The sequence below is a fragment of the Streptantibioticus rubrisoli genome (assembly GCF_024436055.1).
Lineage (GTDB): Bacteria > Actinomycetota > Actinomycetes > Streptomycetales > Streptomycetaceae > Streptantibioticus_A > Streptantibioticus_A rubrisoli.
Genome location: NZ_JANFNH010000063.1, coordinates 1 through 15,865, shown reverse-complemented (window position 1 = coordinate 15,865; position 15,865 = coordinate 1). Strand labels below are relative to the sequence as shown.

At 71.7% G+C, this 15,865-nt stretch carries 16 protein-coding genes and 1 pseudogene; 6 read left to right on the top strand and 11 right to left on the bottom strand.

Annotation, left to right across the window (positions count from 1 at the left end):
- The first annotated feature begins 21 nt into the window (after nucleotides 1–21).
- Nucleotides 22–672 (top strand): MOSC domain-containing protein, encoded by a 651-nt coding sequence (locus tag NON19_RS31040; RefSeq protein ID WP_255932529.1) that lies wholly within the window; start codon nucleotides 22–24, stop codon nucleotides 670–672.
- A gap of 29 nt (nucleotides 673–701) precedes the next feature.
- A complete protein-coding gene (locus tag NON19_RS31035) occupies nucleotides 702–1,475 on the top strand; it encodes an SDR family NAD(P)-dependent oxidoreductase (protein ID WP_255932528.1) in 774 nt (257 codons plus the stop codon).
- Between the two features lie 89 nt (nucleotides 1,476–1,564).
- Here the strand turns inward: NON19_RS31035 and groL are convergent, their stop codons facing one another.
- Both groL and groES read right to left on the bottom strand, forming a co-directional pair.
- Complete coding sequence (gene groL, locus NON19_RS31030) at nucleotides 1,565–3,193, bottom strand: chaperonin GroEL (RefSeq protein ID WP_255932527.1); 1,629 nt, start codon at nucleotides 3,191–3,193, stop codon at nucleotides 1,565–1,567.
- Between the two features lie 137 nt (nucleotides 3,194–3,330).
- Complete coding sequence (gene groES, locus NON19_RS31025) at nucleotides 3,331–3,639, bottom strand: co-chaperone GroES (protein WP_066930783.1); 309 nt, start codon at nucleotides 3,637–3,639, stop codon at nucleotides 3,331–3,333.
- A 376-nt stretch (nucleotides 3,640–4,015) separates the two neighbouring features.
- On the opposite strand from groES, the gene NON19_RS31020 reads away from it, so the two are divergent.
- A complete protein-coding gene (locus tag NON19_RS31020; RefSeq protein WP_255932526.1) occupies nucleotides 4,016–5,179 on the top strand; it encodes a class I SAM-dependent methyltransferase in 1,164 nt (387 codons plus the stop codon).
- Nucleotides 5,180–5,287: 108 nt separating this feature from the next.
- On the opposite strand, the gene NON19_RS31015 is transcribed toward NON19_RS31020, so the two are convergent.
- The 5 genes from NON19_RS31015 to tsaB form a co-directional block, all read right to left on the bottom strand.
- Complete coding sequence (locus tag NON19_RS31015; RefSeq protein WP_255932525.1) at nucleotides 5,288–5,878, bottom strand: hypothetical protein; 591 nt, start codon at nucleotides 5,876–5,878, stop codon at nucleotides 5,288–5,290.
- Nucleotides 5,879–5,992: 114 nt separating this feature from the next.
- Complete coding sequence (locus NON19_RS31010; RefSeq protein ID WP_255932524.1) at nucleotides 5,993–6,256, bottom strand: hypothetical protein; 264 nt, start codon at nucleotides 6,254–6,256, stop codon at nucleotides 5,993–5,995.
- Complete coding sequence (tsaD, locus tag NON19_RS31005; RefSeq protein ID WP_255932522.1) at nucleotides 6,256–7,314, bottom strand: tRNA (adenosine(37)-N6)-threonylcarbamoyltransferase complex transferase subunit TsaD; 1,059 nt, start codon at nucleotides 7,312–7,314, stop codon at nucleotides 6,256–6,258. The genes NON19_RS31010 and tsaD overlap by 1 nt, the downstream gene beginning before the upstream one ends.
- On the bottom strand, nucleotides 7,307–7,801 hold the full coding sequence (gene rimI / locus NON19_RS31000) for a ribosomal protein S18-alanine N-acetyltransferase (protein ID WP_255932521.1): 495 nt from the start codon (nucleotides 7,799–7,801) through the stop codon (nucleotides 7,307–7,309). The genes tsaD and rimI overlap by 8 nt, the downstream gene beginning before the upstream one ends.
- Entirely contained in the window at nucleotides 7,798–8,466 is a 669-nt protein-coding gene (tsaB, locus tag NON19_RS30995; protein WP_255932519.1) for a tRNA (adenosine(37)-N6)-threonylcarbamoyltransferase complex dimerization subunit type 1 TsaB, read from the bottom strand. Before tsaB ends, rimI begins: the two co-directional genes overlap by 4 nt.
- A gap of 137 nt (nucleotides 8,467–8,603) precedes the next feature.
- Between tsaB and NON19_RS30990 the strand changes: the two genes are divergently transcribed.
- On the top strand, nucleotides 8,604–9,170 hold the full coding sequence (locus NON19_RS30990) for a hypothetical protein (protein ID WP_255932518.1): 567 nt from the start codon (nucleotides 8,604–8,606) through the stop codon (nucleotides 9,168–9,170).
- A 468-nt stretch (nucleotides 9,171–9,638) separates the two neighbouring features.
- On the opposite strand, the gene tsaE is transcribed toward NON19_RS30990, so the two are convergent.
- The 4 genes from tsaE to NON19_RS30970 all read right to left on the bottom strand — a co-directional run bounded on the left by tsaE (nucleotide 9,639) and on the right by NON19_RS30970 (nucleotide 13,723).
- A complete protein-coding gene (gene tsaE / locus NON19_RS30985) occupies nucleotides 9,639–10,142 on the bottom strand; it encodes a tRNA (adenosine(37)-N6)-threonylcarbamoyltransferase complex ATPase subunit type 1 TsaE (RefSeq protein WP_255932517.1) in 504 nt (167 codons plus the stop codon).
- A 40-nt stretch (nucleotides 10,143–10,182) separates the two neighbouring features.
- A complete protein-coding gene (locus tag NON19_RS30980; protein WP_255932513.1) occupies nucleotides 10,183–11,394 on the bottom strand; it encodes an alpha/beta fold hydrolase in 1,212 nt (403 codons plus the stop codon).
- Nucleotides 11,395–11,400: 6 nt separating this feature from the next.
- A complete protein-coding gene (gene alr, locus NON19_RS30975; RefSeq protein ID WP_255932511.1) occupies nucleotides 11,401–12,612 on the bottom strand; it encodes an alanine racemase in 1,212 nt (403 codons plus the stop codon).
- A 166-nt stretch (nucleotides 12,613–12,778) separates the two neighbouring features.
- A complete protein-coding gene (locus tag NON19_RS30970) occupies nucleotides 12,779–13,723 on the bottom strand; it encodes a L,D-transpeptidase family protein (protein WP_255932510.1) in 945 nt (314 codons plus the stop codon).
- Nucleotides 13,724–13,907: 184 nt separating this feature from the next.
- Here NON19_RS30970 and glmS point away from each other — a divergent pair, with 184 nt between their 5' ends.
- Both glmS and NON19_RS30960 read left to right on the top strand, forming a co-directional pair.
- Nucleotides 13,908–15,755, top strand: a complete 1,848-nt coding sequence (gene glmS, locus NON19_RS30965) for a glutamine--fructose-6-phosphate transaminase (isomerizing) (RefSeq protein ID WP_255932508.1) — start codon at nucleotides 13,908–13,910, stop codon at nucleotides 15,753–15,755.
- 7 nt (nucleotides 15,756–15,762) lie between these two features.
- Nucleotides 15,763–15,865, top strand: a pseudogene (locus tag NON19_RS30960) (holo-ACP synthase); the annotation flags it as partial.

Here is a 15,865-nt window from a genome sequence, read left to right as displayed (position 1 = left end):
CTTCGACCGTAGCGTCGAAGCATGAGGTTGCTGTCGGTGAACATCGGGGTGGAGCGTTCCAACCCGTGGAAGAAGAACGTGACCGGCACCGGGATCGACAAGCGACCGGTAGAGGCGGCCGTCCAGGTCCGGGCGCCCGGAGCCAAGGGCACCGGCGCGGTCGGGCTGGTGGGCGACCGGGTGCACGATGTGCAACACCACGGCGGGGAAGACCAGGCCGTGTACGCCTATGCGAGGGAGGATCTGGATGACTGGGAGGCGATAGTCGGCCGGCGACTGCCCAACGGTGTCTTCGGGGAGAACCTGACCACCACTGGCCTGGACGTCAACGAGGCGCTGATCGGGGAGTGTTGGCGGATCGGCCCGGACGTGCTGCTGGAAGTCTGCTGCCCACGCATTCCGTGTGCGACGTTCCAGGGCTGGATGGGCCGTCCCGGCTGGCTCAGGCAGTTCACCGTGGCCGGGCTGCCCGGACCGTATCTGCGGGTGGTCGAGCCCGGCGAGATCCGCGCCGGTGACCCGATCGTGGTCGAGTCCCGGCCGCACCACCGAGTGACCGTCTCGCTCACCTTTCGGGCGATGACCGGTCAACCGCACCTGCTTGCCCGGCTGTTGGAGGCGGACGCGCTTCCCGAGGAGATCAGGGAGATCGCCCGAAGGAGAGTGGGCTGAAGCGGTGGCGAAGGCCCTAGCCTCGCTTCATGACCACTTCACTGATCACGGGAGCGACAGCGGGTATCGGCGCCGCCTTCGCGCGGCGGCTGGCGGACGACGGGCACGACCTGGTCCTGGTGGCACGCGACGGCAAGCGGCTGGAGGAGAGCGCGCGGGAGCTGCGCAAGCGGCATGGCGTGCGGGTACAGGTGCTGGTCGCCGACCTGTCCACCGAGGAAGGCATCACGGCGGTGGAGGCACGGCTCGCCGACCGGGCCGAGCCGGTGGACGTGCTGGTGAACAACGCGGGCTTCGGCAACCGCGCCGCGTTCCTGGACGCGCCGGTGGCCGAGGAGCTGACCATGCTCAAGGTGCACTGTGAGGCGGTGCTGCGGCTCACCTACGCGGCGGCGAAGGCGATGCGGGAGCGCGGCCGGGGCTTCGTCATCAATGTGGCGTCGGTGGCGGCGTTCCTGCCACGCGGTACCTACTCGGCGAGCAAGGCGTGGGTGGTGCGGTTCACCCAGGGCGCGGCCCGTGAACTCGCGGGCAGCGGTGTGCGGTTGATGGCGCTGTGTCCGGGGTTCGTGCACACCGAGTTCCACCAGCGGGCCGGGATGGACGCCAGCGGCCTTCCCGACTGGGTCTGGCTGGACGCCGACAAGGTGGTGGCGGCGGCGATTCGCGATCTCGCGGTGGGCAAGGCGGTGAGCGTGCCCGACGTGCGGTACAAGGCGGTCGTCGGGCTGGCGAAGGTCATGCCGATCGGTGTGTTCGCCCGGGTCTCCTCGAAGGCGGGGCGCCGCTTCGGTCCCCGTTGACCGTCGGCTCGACCGGCGGCGCACAAGGCCCCGGGTCCACCGCTCAGCGGCAAGACCCGGGGCCTTCGTACAGCTGTGCGCTACCCGGCTCAGTGGGCGTGGCCGTGACCGTGGCCGTGACCGGCCTCGGCCTTCTCCTCTTCCTTCTTCTCCACGACCAGGGTCTCGGTCGTGAGCAGCAGGGAGGCGATGGACGCGGCGTTCTCCAGCGCGGAACGGGTCACCTTCACCGGGTCGATGACACCGGCCTTGACCAGGTCGCCGTACTCACCGGTGGCGGCGTTGAAGCCGTTGCCCTTCTCCAGCTCGGCCACCTTGGAGGTGATCACGTAGCCCTCGAGACCGGCGTTCTCGGCGATCCAGCGCAGCGGCTCGACCACGGCCTTGCGGACGACCGCCACACCGGTGGCCTCGTCGCCCTCCTTGCCCAGCGAGTCGACGAGCACCTTGGAGGCGTGCACCAGCGCGGAGCCACCACCGGAGACGATGCCCTCCTCGACCGCGGCGCGGGTCGCGGAGATGGCGTCCTCCAGACGGTGCTTGCGCTCCTTGAGCTCGACCTCGGTGGCCGCGCCGACCCGGATCACGCAGACGCCACCGGCCAGCTTGGCCAGGCGCTCCTGGAGCTTCTCGCGGTCCCAGTCGGAGTCGGTGGTGGCGATCTCGGCCTTGATCTGGTTGACCCGGCCCTCCAGCTCGGCCTTGTCACCGGCACCGTCGACGATGGTGGTGTCGTCCTTGGTGACGGTCACCCGGCGGGCGGTACCGAGCACGTCCAGGCCGACCTGGTCGAGCTTGAGGCCGACCTCCTCGGCGACCACGGTGGCGCCGGTGAGCACCGCCATGTCGCCGAGCATCGCCTTGCGGCGGTCGCCGAAGCCAGGGGCCTTGACCGCGACCGCGTTGAAGGTGCCGCGGATCTTGTTGACGACCAGGGTGGACAGCGCCTCGCCCTCGACATCCTCGGCGATGATCAGCAGCGGCTTGCTGCTGCCCGCCTGGATGACCTTCTCCAGCAGCGGCAGCAGGTCCTGGATCGAGGAGATCTTGCCCTGGTGGATCAGGATGTACGGGTCGTCGAGGACCGCTTCCATCCGCTCCTGGTCGGTGACGAAGTACGGCGACAGGTAGCCCTTGTCGAAGGCCATGCCCTCGGTGAAGTCCAGCTCCAGACCGAAGGTGTTGGACTCCTCGACGGTGATGACGCCGTCCTTGCCGACCTTGTCCATGGCCTCGGCGATCAGCTCGCCGACCTGCTTGTCCTGCGCGGACAGCGCGGCCACGGCGGCGATGTCGGCCTTGGAGTCGATCGGGCGGGCGGTGGCCAGCAGCTCGTCGGAGACGGCCTTGACCGCGGCGTCGATGCCGCGCTTCAGGGCGGCCGGGGAGGCGCCGGCGGCGACGTTCCGCAGACCCTCGCGGACCAGCGCCTGGGCCAGCACGGTGGCGGTGGTGGTGCCGTCACCCGCGATGTCGTTGGTCTTGGTCGCCACCTCCTTGACCAACTGGGCGCCCAGGTTCTCGTACGCGTCCTCGATCTCGACCTCACGGGCGATGGTGACGCCGTCGTTGGTGATGGTCGGAGCGCCGAACTTCTTGTCGATGACGACGTTGCGGCCCTTGGGGCCGATGGTCACCTTGACAGTGTCGGCAAGCTTGTTGACGCCGCGCTCAAGGGCGCGACGGGCGTCCTCGTCGAACTTCAGGATCTTGGCCATAACCTGCGTCCTACCTCGTCTGTTCCTCGTCAGAGACCGCGCCCCGGGCCCCGGTCCAACGGACGCGGAAAACCCGGGGCGTGATCACGGCTGCGTGTAGTGGAGCCGGAGGGTGCGCCCGAGCGGGCGCACCGTGGTTACTTCTCGATGACCGCGAGGACGTCGCGGGCCGAGAGGACGAGGTACTCGTCGCCGTTGTACTTGACCTCGGTGCCGCCGTACTTGCTGTAGAGCACGACGTCGCCGACCTTCACGTCGAGCGGCAGGCGCTCGCCGTTCTCGAAGCGGCCCGGGCCGACGGCGAGGACAGCGCCCTCCTGGGGCTTCTCCTTCGCGGTGTCCGGAATGACCAGGCCCGAGGCCGTGGTCTGCTCGGCGTCAAGCGGCTGGACCACGATGCGGTCCTCGAGCGGCTTGATGGCAACCTTGCTGCTGGTGGTCGTCACGATCCGACCTCCCCCTTCGGAGAGTTCACAGAGAGTGTCTTGGGGTGGCGACCCTGGTAGATCCGTCGTCGCGGGTGCCGGACCTGCCTCGTCGCTGTTGGCACTCTGCAGTGCGGAGTGCCAGGGCCGAGCCTAGAACTCCGTTAGCACTCGGTCAAGCGGAGTGCCAACGCGCCGGAGGCGCGTTGGCACCAGCTCGTGTTGTTCCGGGGGCTCCGCCCCCGGCCCCCTCCGGGGCTGCGCCCCAGACCCCGCTTGCGGCCCCCGCCCCGGGGCGCCGCCTTGACCTCGCCCCAGACCCCACCTCGCGCCGTCCCGCGCGCTCCAGACCCGCCCCGCGCGTCGCCCGGTGCGCCGCGGTGCTGAGAATGGTCGGGTGGACCTTGATGCCTTCTCCTCGCTCCTCGGGCCCGACGGGCAGGACCTGCTCGGTCGGCTGCGGGGGTTTGATCCGGCCGATGAGATCGGGATCGTGACCCGGTTGCGGAAGGAGTACCCGGCGCAGGTCGTCGCCGCCGCGGTGACGCAGGCGCGGTTGCGGGGGCGGGCGGAGGCCAAGTTCGGGGCGGACGCGCAGCGGATGTACTTCACGCCCGACGGAGTCGAACAGGCCACCCGCACCGTGGTGGCCGAGCACCGGGCGGCGCGGTTGGCGGCGCTCGGGGTGCGGCGGGTGGCCGATCTGTGCTGCGGGATCGGAGGTGACGCGATCGCCCTCGCCCGCAACGGGATCGAGGTGCTCGCGGTCGACCGCGCGCCGCTGACCTGCGCGGTCGCCGAGGCCAACGCCCGCGCCCTGGGCCTCGACGGGCTGATCGAGGTGCGCCAGGCGGACGTCACCGAGGTGGCCGTGGACGGGTACGACGCGGTCTTCGTCGACCCGGCCCGGCGCGGCGGCCGGGGCCGGATCTTCGACCCCGAGGCGTACTCGCCCCCGCTGTCCTGGGCGGTGGCCGCCGCCCGCAGAGCCCCGTACGCCGCGCTCAAGGTCGCCCCCGGGATCCCGCACGAGGCGGTGCCCGAGGACGCCGAAGCGGAATGGGTCTCGGACCGGGGGGACGTGAAGGAAGCCGTGCTGTGGTTCGGCACCGAACCCGGCGCCCGGCGCGCCACCCTGCTGCCCGGCGGCGCCACGCTGACCGGCGGCGGCCTGCCGGTACCGCCGGTGGGCCCGGTCGGCCGGTACCTGTACGAGCCGGACGGCGCCGTGATCCGCGCCCATCTCGTGGCGGAGGTCGCGGCGGAACTCGGCGGCCGTCTCATCGACGAGACGATCGCCTACGTCACAGCGGACGAGCTGCGCCGCACCCCGTACGCCACCGCCCACGAGATCACCGACACGCTGCCGTTCAACCTCAAGAAGCTCAAGGCACTGCTGCGGGAGCGCGAGGTCGGCACGCTCACCGTCAAGAAGCGCGGCTCGGCCGTGGAACCGGAGGAGTTGCGCAGGCGGCTGAAGCCCCAGGGCCCCAACTCGGCGACAATCCTGCTGACCAGGGTGGCCGGAGCACCCACCATGCTCATCGGCGCGCCCGCCTGACAACCATCACCGCCTGACGGCCGTCACCGCCTGACAACCATCACCGCCTGACGACACCAACCGCCTGACGACGTCAGCCGCCTGACAACCGGCCCCGCCTGACGGCCGTCAACCGTCCTGGTCGGTGAGCCGGTCCAGTTCCCTGCGCATCCGGTTGGCCGCCTGTTCCGCCGCGTCGGCGAGCGAGGCGAGGATGTCGCCGTTGACCGCGTAGGAGATGGTCTCAAGACCGGACTCGGAGGGGCCGCCGGTGGGGCCGAGGTGCGCGGAGCGCAGATGGTACGCGGTCTGACCGGCGGCGGTGATCATGGCGGTGAGGAACTCCCGGGTGACGACCAGCAGTTCGTGCTGCGGGCGCCCGTCGCCCTCCGCGCCGAACAGCGCCCGTACGTACTCCGCGGCCAGCCCGAGGTGGGTGATCAGGTGCTCGTGGACCGGAAGATGGCGGTGCTCGGGGTAGCCGTGCACGTTCTGCACACCGCGCGCCAGCACCGCCGGGCCACCGTAGACCAGTTGCGGGTCGGCGGCGCCCTCGCGGTACGGAGCGACGGCTGCGGCCAGTAACGTGGCGTGCTGGAAGGCGAGGTCGGCCACCGCATCGTCGGCGCGCTCGGGACTGCGGCCGAGGACGACCAGGGCCGCGGCCACGGAGTCCGCACGCTGCCGCAGTCTGTCGCGGCCGCTCTCCGGCTCCTCCAACGGGCACCCCCTCGCATCGACGACGCCCGTCAGACTACGAACCGGCGCCCCACCCAAGGGATATGGTCGCGGCCAATCCCACCTATACGAGGGAACCTGCCGAAGGCCGCCCGCTCAGCCGCCGACCGACTCGAACCGCCAGCGGTGCACCGCGCGGCGCACCAACTCCCCTGGTGGATCGGGGAGTTCCGGCACCACCGTGTCGTACTCGCCCTCCCACCAGGTGATCACCAGCACCCGGTCCTCGGGCGCGGCGAAAACCTCGCGGCGCAGCGGTTGACGCTCACCGTGCGGCTCGCGCTCCCGTACCCACTCCAGGAGTTCGGCGCCGCGGCCCGGCACGGCGCGCGCCTCCCACATCAACGCGACGGTCGGCATCAGGCGGCGCGGTGCTGACCGGGGACATGCGGTTCGGTCACCGGGAGCGAGGAGTCGGCGGGCAGCTCCCAGTCCGAGGCGGCCCGGCCGCGCGCCACCATCTCGGCGCCCAGCGCGGCAACCATCGCACCGTTGTCGGTGCACAACTTGGGCCGCGGCACCCGCAGTTCGATCCCGGCCGCGGCGCACCGCTCCTCGGCCATCGCCCGCAACCGGGAGTTGGCCGCGACGCCGCCGCCCATCATCAGGTGGTCCACACCGTGGTCCTTGCAGGCCCGGATCGCCTTGCGGGTCAGTACGTCGGTCACCGCCTCCTGGAACGAGGCCGCCACGTCCGCCACCGGCACCGTCTCGCCCGCGGCCCGCTTGGCCTCGATCCACCGGGCCACCGCGGTCTTCAGCCCGGAGAAGGAGAAGTCGTACAGCGGGTCGCGCGGCCCGGTCAGCCCGCGCGGGAAGCGGATCGCGTCCGGATCGCCCTCGCGCGCGTAGCGGTCGATCACCGGTCCGCCGGGGAAGCCGAGCCCCAGCACCCGGGCGACCTTGTCGAACGCCTCGCCCGCCGCGTCGTCGATGGTCGAGCCGAGCGGCCGCACGTCGGAGGTGATGTCGGGCGCCAGCAGCAGCGAGGAGTGGCCGCCGGAGACCAGCAGCGCCATCGTCGGCTCGGGCAGCGCGCCGTGCTCCAACTGGTCCACGCACACGTGCGAGGCCAGGTGGTTGACGCCGTACAACGGCTTGCCCAGCGCGTACGCATAAGCCTTCGCCGCCGAGACGCCGACCAGCAGCGCACCGGCCAGCCCGGGACCGGCGGTCACCGCGATGCCGTCCAGGTCGCGGGGGGTGACACCGGCGTCCTTGAGCGCCCGCTGGATGGTCGGAACCATCGCCTCCAGGTGAGCCCGGCTGGCTACCTCCGGCACCACGCCGCCGAACCTGGCGTGCTCGTCCACGCTGGACGCGACCGCGTCGGCCAGCAGCGTGTGGCCGCGGACCACGCCCACGCCGGTCTCGTCACAGGAGGTCTCGATGCCCAGGACGAGGGGTTCGTCAGCCATGGATCAATCCTTGCAGGGGAACGGTTGAGGGGTCGGTCAGTCTCATGACGAGGGCGTCCACGTTGCCCGGCTGGTAGTAGCCGCGCCTGAAGCCGATCGGCTCGAAGCCGAAGCGCTCGTAGAGGCGTTGGGCGCGGGCGTTGTCGACCCGCACCTCCAGGAGCACCTCGCGGCACTCCATGGCGGTGGCCCGGCGCAGCAGTTCGCCGAGCAGCCGGGAGCCGAGTCCGGTGCCCCACTGGTCGGTGGCGACCGCGATGGTCTGCACGTCGCCGGTCCCGGCCACCGCCGCGAGCCCGGCATAGCCGACGATCCGGCCGCCGTTCTCGGCCACCACGTAGTAGCGGGTCGCCTCCTGGTGGCGGGTACCGGCCAGTTCGGACCAGAACATGCCGCGCGACCAGGCGTCGTCCGGGAACAGCGCCTCCTCCAGCGCCATCACCGGCTCGATGTCCCACCAGCGCATCTCGCGCAGGGCGGCGGTCATTTGGGCATGACCGCCTTGTATCCGGCGGGCACCTGGGCGTCGGGACGCCGCAGGTAGAGCGGCAGTGGCGGCAGGAACCGCGCGCCGCTCTCCAGCCGCTCGGCGGCGAGGGCGGCCAGCGCGGCGGCCGACTGGTGCTGCGGGGCGTGCGCGCGGACCCCGGTGAAGACCTGCGGGTAGAGCGCGGCGCCCGCGCCGACGGCCGGGAGCCCGGCCACCTCGTCGGCGATGTCCGCCGGGCGGTCCACGGCGGGGTCGGTGGCCCGGGTACGGGGGTCGGTGTACCGCGCCCAGTAGACCTCCTTGCGGCGGGCGTCGGTCGCCACGACGAACGGCCCGTCCATCTCGCCCGCCCGTCCGGCGGCGTACGCGATGCCGTCGAGCGTGCAGACGCCGTACACCGGCACGCCCAGGGCGTCGCCGAAGGCGGCGGCGGTCACCAGTCCGACCCGCAGTCCGGTGTACGGGCCGGGGCCGACGCCGACCACGATGCCGGTCACCGCGTCCAGCTTCACGCCCGCGGCGCGCAGGGCCTCGTCCACTGCGGGGAGCAGCAGCTCGCCGTGCCGACGGGCGTCGACCTGCGTGGACTCGGCGAGCACGGCTGTGCCGTCGTGCACGGCGGCGGTGATGGCGGGAGTGGCGGTGTCGAAGGCGAGTAGCACGGTAGACAGCCTACGGCGCCGGTGCGCTCGCGCTGGCGTTCGACCGAACGGCAAGCAGAGGCCGGGGCAACGAGGTGGGCCGGTGGGAGAGAAGCCCAACCGCCGAACGCGTAGTGACCCGGTGCTAACGTCTCCCCATGGCAAGGATTGCCTCCGGCACGATCGTCACCGGCCTCACCGCCGCCGCGCTAGCGGCCATCGGCGTGCTGGCCTGGCAGGCGTCCGCCGCCCCCGACCACACCGGCAAGTCGCACACCGCGCCCAGCCCCGCCACGTCGGCCCAGCCGAGCACCGTCGCGTCCATGCCGCCCTCCCCCCAGCCGGTCGCACTGCCCGCCGACTCCGGGCACGGCAAGCGCGTCGTCTACTCGCTGGCGCAGCGCCGGGTGTGGCTGGTGTCCGCCGAGGACCAGGTCGAGCGCGGCTTCACCGTCACCCCCGGCTCGGTCTCCCCGACCCCGGGCACGTACACGGTGACCTCCCGCTCCGAGCGGGTCACCGGGACGGACGGGGTGCCGGTGGAGCATGTGGTGCGGTTCGCCGTGGTGCACGGCACGACGATCGGCTTCTCCGCCGCCGTGAACGGCTCCGCGCAGACCCCGCAGACCGCCAGGAAGACCGGTGGGGTGCGCGAGCAGCCCGCCGACGGCACCGCGATGTGGCAGTTCGCCCTCATCGGCGCGAAGGTGATCGTCGTTCCGTGATCGTGCGGGACCACCCGGACGAGCGACAAGTCGTTCGCGGGCTCGCGCCCCGGAACCAACCGCCGCCGGGGGCCTACGCGGCGTCAGGCTCCCGCTTGGTGTCGTCCGGGTCGTCCTCCGGCGCCCGGGGCGGAGTGCAGACCGCCTGCGCCGCCGCGCCAGCGGCCAGCAGCTCGCTCATCGGCGGCATCGGTGTCTCATCCCGGGAATCGCGCGATTCCCGGGAAACCTCGGCACGGCCGTCGGCCGACATGTCGCCTCCCGGGCCAGAACTTAGGCAGGCCTAACCAACCTCTGACCTCAAGCACACCATGCACGGCGGGCCCGGCGCAACATCTTCCCGACGCCCTGTCGGAATACTGTCGCAGAAGATCACACAAACGGACAGCAGTGCGGGCGGACAGGATAGTCGCGGACAGCGGTACAGGCGGCAGCGGAAGACGCGAAGAGCGGGAAAGAAGGGCCCACTTACCCGAGCTCGTCCAGCGCGGCGTCCGCCCAGCGCTCCCCGACCCCGGTGATCACGACCTCCCGCACATCGTGCGCCTCGTCCCCGGTGCCGCGGTGGATGGCGACGTGCAGCCGGTCCTCGGACAGGTCCTCGACCTTGCCCTCGCCCCACTCCACCACCACCACCGACTCGGTCAGCGAGACATCGAGGTCGAGGTCCTCCATCTCGTCCAGCCCACCGCCCAGCCGGTACGCGTCCACGTGGACCAGCGCCGGACCACCGGTCAACGACGGGTGCACCCGGGCGATCACGAACGTCGGCGAGGTCACCGCACCGCGCACCCCCAGGCCCTCGCCCAGGCCACGGGTCAGCGTGGTCTTCCCGGCGCCCAGCTCACCGCTGAGCAGCACCAGATCACCCGGCCGCAGCAGCGCGGCCAGCCGATGGCCCAGCTCCCGCATGCGGTCGGCGGTCTCGACGGTGATCCGCGTCCGTACGTCCAAGTCCTGCGTCGTACCCATGGTTGTCGATGCTACGCAACACCGGCGGGTCCCCGCGGCGCTACGCCCGCGCTGCCTGTGAGACCTCGTGGCTCAGCGCCAGCTCGCGCACCGCGTCCGGCAGCGGCGCCCGCACCGCGTCCGCGGCACGCGCCAGCAGGGCGGCGAGATGGGCGTTGACCACGTCCGGATGCTCCAGCATCACCAGGTGGCCCGCGGCCGGGACGATGACGAGTTCGGCGTTCGGCAGCCGTTCGGCGATCGCCGCGCTGTGGTCGCTGGGCGTCAACAGGTCCTTGTCGCCCGCCATCACCAGCGCCGGACGCCCGTCGAGGAAGGCCAGCGACTCCGCCTTGTCGTGCTCGGTGAACGCCGGATAGAACTCCGCGACCACGTCGATCGGCGTCGACTCGATCATCCGCTCGGCGAGCCGGGCGACCCCGGGGTCGACCTCGGAGCCGAACGAGTAGCGCTTGACGATCCCGGCGAACAGGTCGGCGGTGGCCCGCCTGCCCCGCTCGACCAGGGCCGCCTGGCTGCCCAGCGCCCGCAGCACGCCCGGCGCCAGCGCGCGGAACGCCCGTGCACCCACCGCGGGCAGCCCGAGCGCCACCGCCGACAGCTTGCCCGAGGAGGTGCCGACCAGGAACACGCCCGCCACCCGCTCCCGCACCAGCTCGGGGAACTGCGCGGCGAACGCCATCACCGTCATACCGCCCATCGAGTGCCCGGCCAGCACCAGCGGCCCCTCCGGCGCCGCGGCGTCGATGATCGCCTTGAGGTCACGGCCGAGCTGGTCGATGGTGGCCGACTGGCCGTCGATCTGGGCGTGCCCGCGCCCCGAGCGGCCGTGGCTGCGCTGGTCCCAGTAGACCGCCCGCACCTGGCCGCGCAGCGCCAGCCGCTGGAAGTGCCAGGAGTCCTGGTTCAGGCAGTAGCCGTGGCTGAAGACGATGGTCAGCGGAGCGGTCCCGTTGCGCCGGAAGAGGCCCGGCCGCCCCCGGCCGTCCGGCTCGAACTCCTCGACCTCGTAGCGCAGCGCGGTGCCGTCCTCGGCGTACGCCACGCCCGGCGTGCCGCGCAGCGTGCCGAACGGGCCGGTCGCGTCCAGCGCGAGCCGGGCCTTACTGCGTATGGCCCGGCCAACGGTCATCCGCTCTATCGCGACGCCCGCGGCGGCGCCCGCCGCGAGCACACCGATCGCCGCGCCGACCAGCCCCGCGGACCTGCCCGCGGACTTCAGCGCACCACCACTGCCGCTGGTGTCTGTCATCGTGGATCAGATACCCCCCGTGACGGTCTGGCTCCCAATTCCGTCGTCGTCCGCGTGCAGATGGACCCGCGGCACCCGGGCGCCGATCCTGGTGACGATCTCGTACGCGATGGTGCCGCAGGCCCGCGCCCAGTCCTCGGCCGTCGGCTCGCCCTGGTCGCCGGGCCCGAACAGCACCGCCGGGTCGCCCACCCGGGCGCTGTCGCCGCCGAGGTCCACCACGAACTGGTCCATCGCGACCCGTCCGGCCACCGTCCGCCACTTGCCCGCGACCAGCACCGGCCCGGTGTTCGAGGCGTGCCGTGGAATGCCGTCCGCGTAACCGGCCGGAACCAGCGCCAAGGTGGTCTCGCCCGGCGTGGTGTACAGGTGGCCGTAGGAGACGCCATGGCCGCCCGGCACCCGCTTGACCTGGGCCAGCCGGGCCCGCAGCGTCATCACCGGACGCAGCCCGAAGTCCGCCGCCGCGCCGATCTGCGGCACCGGCGATACGCCGTAGACGGCGATACCGGCACGCACCAGGTCGAAGTGGGCCTCCGGAAGGGTCAGCGTGGCGGGCGAGTTGGCGATGTGCCGTACCTCGGGCTCAAGGCCCGCCGCCCGCGCGGCGTCCAACGCCTCGTGGAACGCGGCGAGTTGGGCGGCGATCGACGGATGCCCCAGCTCGTCGGCGCACGCGAAGTGCGACCAGACACCGGTGACCTTGGCCAGCCCGGCGACCTCCGCGGCGCGGGCGGCGGCCACCAACTCCGGCCAGTCCGCGGGCTGGCAGCCGTTGCGGCCCAACCCGGTGTCCGACTTCAACTGGATACGGGCCGGCCGTCCGGCGGCGCGGGCGGCGGCGGTCGCCTCGCGCAGCGCCCACATGCCGCTCACCGACACGTCGATGTCCGCCTCGATCGCCTCCCGCCATGGCCCGCCCGGGGTCCACAGCCAGCACAGCATCCGCCCGTCCACCCCGGCGGCGCGCAGCTGCAGCGCCTCCTGCGGGGTGGCGGTGCCGATCCAGGCCGCACCGGCGGCGCGGGCGGCCCGGGCGCAGGCGAGCGCGCCGTGCCCGTAGCCGTCGGCCTTCACCACGGCCATCAGCGCGGCCCCGCCGATGCGGGCGCGCAGCGCCGCCACGTTGGCCCGCAACGCGGCGAGGTCGATCTCGGCCCACACCCGCAGGGCTGTGTCGGGCGCCGGGCGCTCGTCCTCATCAAGTGCAGCGTTCATCCCCGTCAGTGTCTCAGGCGGGACGCCGCTCGTGCCTATGGCATTCGCCTCACACGGCACCGGGAACCGCTCGCCGCCTCGTCTGCGGCTCCACGGTGGCTGGCCGCGCGGTTCCCCGCGCCCCCTCAGGCCGCTGCCGAACCGCAGCGGACCTCGCCCGACCTGCTTAGTCGTCGTCGTCATTGTTCATTTGCCTGACCCCCCACACATAGACCCGGTCGTTCAGCTGAAGGATGTTCCACGCGTCCTGCGCGTCCCGCATCCGCAGGTTGACACAGCCGTAACTGCCGCCCGGACCGTACGGTTCGCCGATGATTCCGTGCAGCGCCTGGCCACCGGCGAAGAACTGGGCGAACGGCATCGGGGTGTGGTAGATCGTCGACACGTGGTCGAGGTGCCGCCAGTAAATGGTGTGCATGCCGTTACGGGTGCGGTAGCCGGGCAGTCCGGTACGCACCGGGACCGGGCCGAACACGATCTCGTCGCCGTTCTGGATCCACAGCTCCTGGTTGTTCTGGTCCACACAGGCGATCCGCCATGGACCGACCGGGCAGGCCCAGCGCTCGCTCGACTTGATCAGCGCCTTCCGGTCCATCGCCCGGGTGCGCACCGAGTCGCGCATCATCCCCCAGGTGACCGGACCGGCGAAGCCGATCGCCGGGCGGATGCCGTGTGCCCGCTGGTAGGCGCGGATCGCCCGGCAGGTGGCCCGGGTCTGCCGCTTGCGGCCCAGCAGCCGCAGGAAGCGGGTGACCCGTCGCTGGTACGGACCGGCGTGCGGCGAGCAGTAGTGTCGCGCACCCTTGGCCCGCACCACGGCCGCGTCGTCGCGCGGTACGTACTCGGTGAGCCGGACCGCCCGCATCTGCGCGGCGGTCAGCGCGGGCACGCGGTGCCGGGCCGGGGTGCGGCCGTAGGTGATCCGCTGCGCGTACGTCTCGTCCGGCGTCGCCCCGGCGCCGCGGGGCAGCGGTACGCCCGGCACCAGCCGGTACAGAGGCACCCGTGGGTCCGTCGATCCACCACCCGCCACGGCGGTTCCGCCGCCCAGCAGCAGCGGCAGCACCGTGACCACCGTCAGCAGCCCCGCCCAGGCTCGCAACCTCACCACACCAGCCATCGCACCGGCCTTTCGTCAACCGCGGCGGACCCGCCGCCACCGGAGTAGGACGGCATCAGTCGTACGACAATCGCACTTCACTCTCCGGGACCCTCGCCGTACTCTCCGGCGTGGTCCACTCGGGTGGCCGACGCCGCAGTCCACCCGCTCACCCGGCCCCCCTAAGCTGACCCCCATGTGCGGAATCGTGGGATACGTGGGCGCCCAGAACGCCCTCGACGTTGTCATCACCGGGCTCAAGCGGCTGGAGTACCGCGGCTATGACTCGGCCGGGGTGGCGGTGCTGGCCGACGGCGGGCTGGCCGCCGCCAAGAAGGCGGGCAAGCTGGCCAACCTGGAGAAGGAGCTGGCCGACCGGCCGCTGCCCGCGGGCACCACCGGAATCGGCCACACCCGCTGGGCCACCCACGGCGCCCCCAACGACGCCAACGCCCACCCGCACCTGGACAACGCCGGACGGGTCGCCGTCGTACACAACGGCATCATCGAGAACTTCGCCGAGCTGCGCGCCGAACTCATCGAGCGCGGCCATGAGCTGCTCTCCGAGACCGACACCGAGGTGGTCTCCCACCTGCTCGCCGAGGCGTACTCCTCGGCCGGTGACCTCGCCGAGGCGATGCGCCAGGTCTGCCGCCGCCTGGAGGGCGCGTTCACCCTGGTGTCGGTGAGCGCGGACGCGCCCGACGTGGTGGTCGCGGCGCGCCGCAACTCCCCGCTGGTGGTGGGCCTCGGCGACGGCGAGAACTTCCTCGCCTCCGATGTGGCCGCGTTCATCGCGTACACCCGGGACGCCATGGAACTCGGCCAGGACCAGGTGGTCGAGCTGCGCCGGGACGGCGTCACCGTCACCGACTTCGACGGCAACCCCGGCACCTACCGCGAGTACCACGTGGACTGGGACGCCTCGGCCGCCGAGAAAGCTGGCTACGACTACTTCATGCTCAAGGAGATCGCCGAGCAGCCCAAGGCGGTCGCCGACACCCTGCTCGGCCGCATCGACGCCAGCGGCCGCCTCACCCTCGACGAAGTCCGCATCGACGCCCACACCCTGCGCGAGATCGACAAGATCGTGATCGTGGCGTGCGGGACGGCGTTCCACGCCGGGATGATCGCCAAGTACGCGATCGAGCACTGGACCCGCATCCCCTGCGAGACGGAACTCGCCAGCGAGTTCCGCTACCGCGACCCCATCCTCGACCCACGCACCCTGGTCGTCGCCATCAGCCAGTCCGGCGAGACGATGGACACCCTCATGGCCCTTCGGCACGCCCGCGAACAGGGCTCGAAGGTCCTGGCCATCTGCAACACCAACGGCTCGACGATTCCCCGGGAGTCGGACGCCGTCCTCTACACGCACGCGGGCCCGGAAGTGGCCGTCGCCTCCACTAAGGCGTTCCTGACCCAACTCGTGGCCTGCTACCTGGTCGCCCTCTACCTGGGCCAGGTGCGCGGCACCAAGTGGGGCGACGAGATCCTGACCGTCATCCGCGAACTGTCCGACATCGCCAAGCAGGTTGACCAGGTCCTGGAGACCATGGAGCCGGTACGGGAACTGGCGCGCTCCCTCAAGGACAAGAACACGGTTCTGTTCCTTGGCCGCCACGTCGGCTACCCGGTCGCACTCGAAGGCGCGCTGAAGCTCAAGGAACTCGCCTACATGCACGCGGAGGGCTTCGCGGCGGGCGAGTTGAAGCACGGCCCGATCGCGCTGATCGAGGAGGACCTGCCGGTCGTCGTGATCGTGCCCTCGCCGCGCGGGCGGTCGGTGCTGCACGACAAGATCGTCTCCAACATCCAGGAGATCCGGGCCCGTGGCGCGCGGACCATCGTCATCGCGGAGGAGGGCGACGAGACGGTCGTCCCGTACGCGGACCACCTGATCCGCATCCCGCAGACCCCGACGCTCCTCCAACCGCTGGTCGCCACCGTCCCGTTGCAGGTCTTCGCCTGCGAGTTGGCGACCGCCCGTGGCAACGAGGTCGACCAGCCAAGGAACTTGGCGAAGTCGGTCACGGTGGAGTGATCGGACAGTGATCATCGGGGTCGGTATCGACGTCGCCGAAATCTCCCGGTTCGAGGCCGCGTTGGAGCGGACGCCGAGCATGGTGGAGCGGCTGTTCAACGACGACGAGC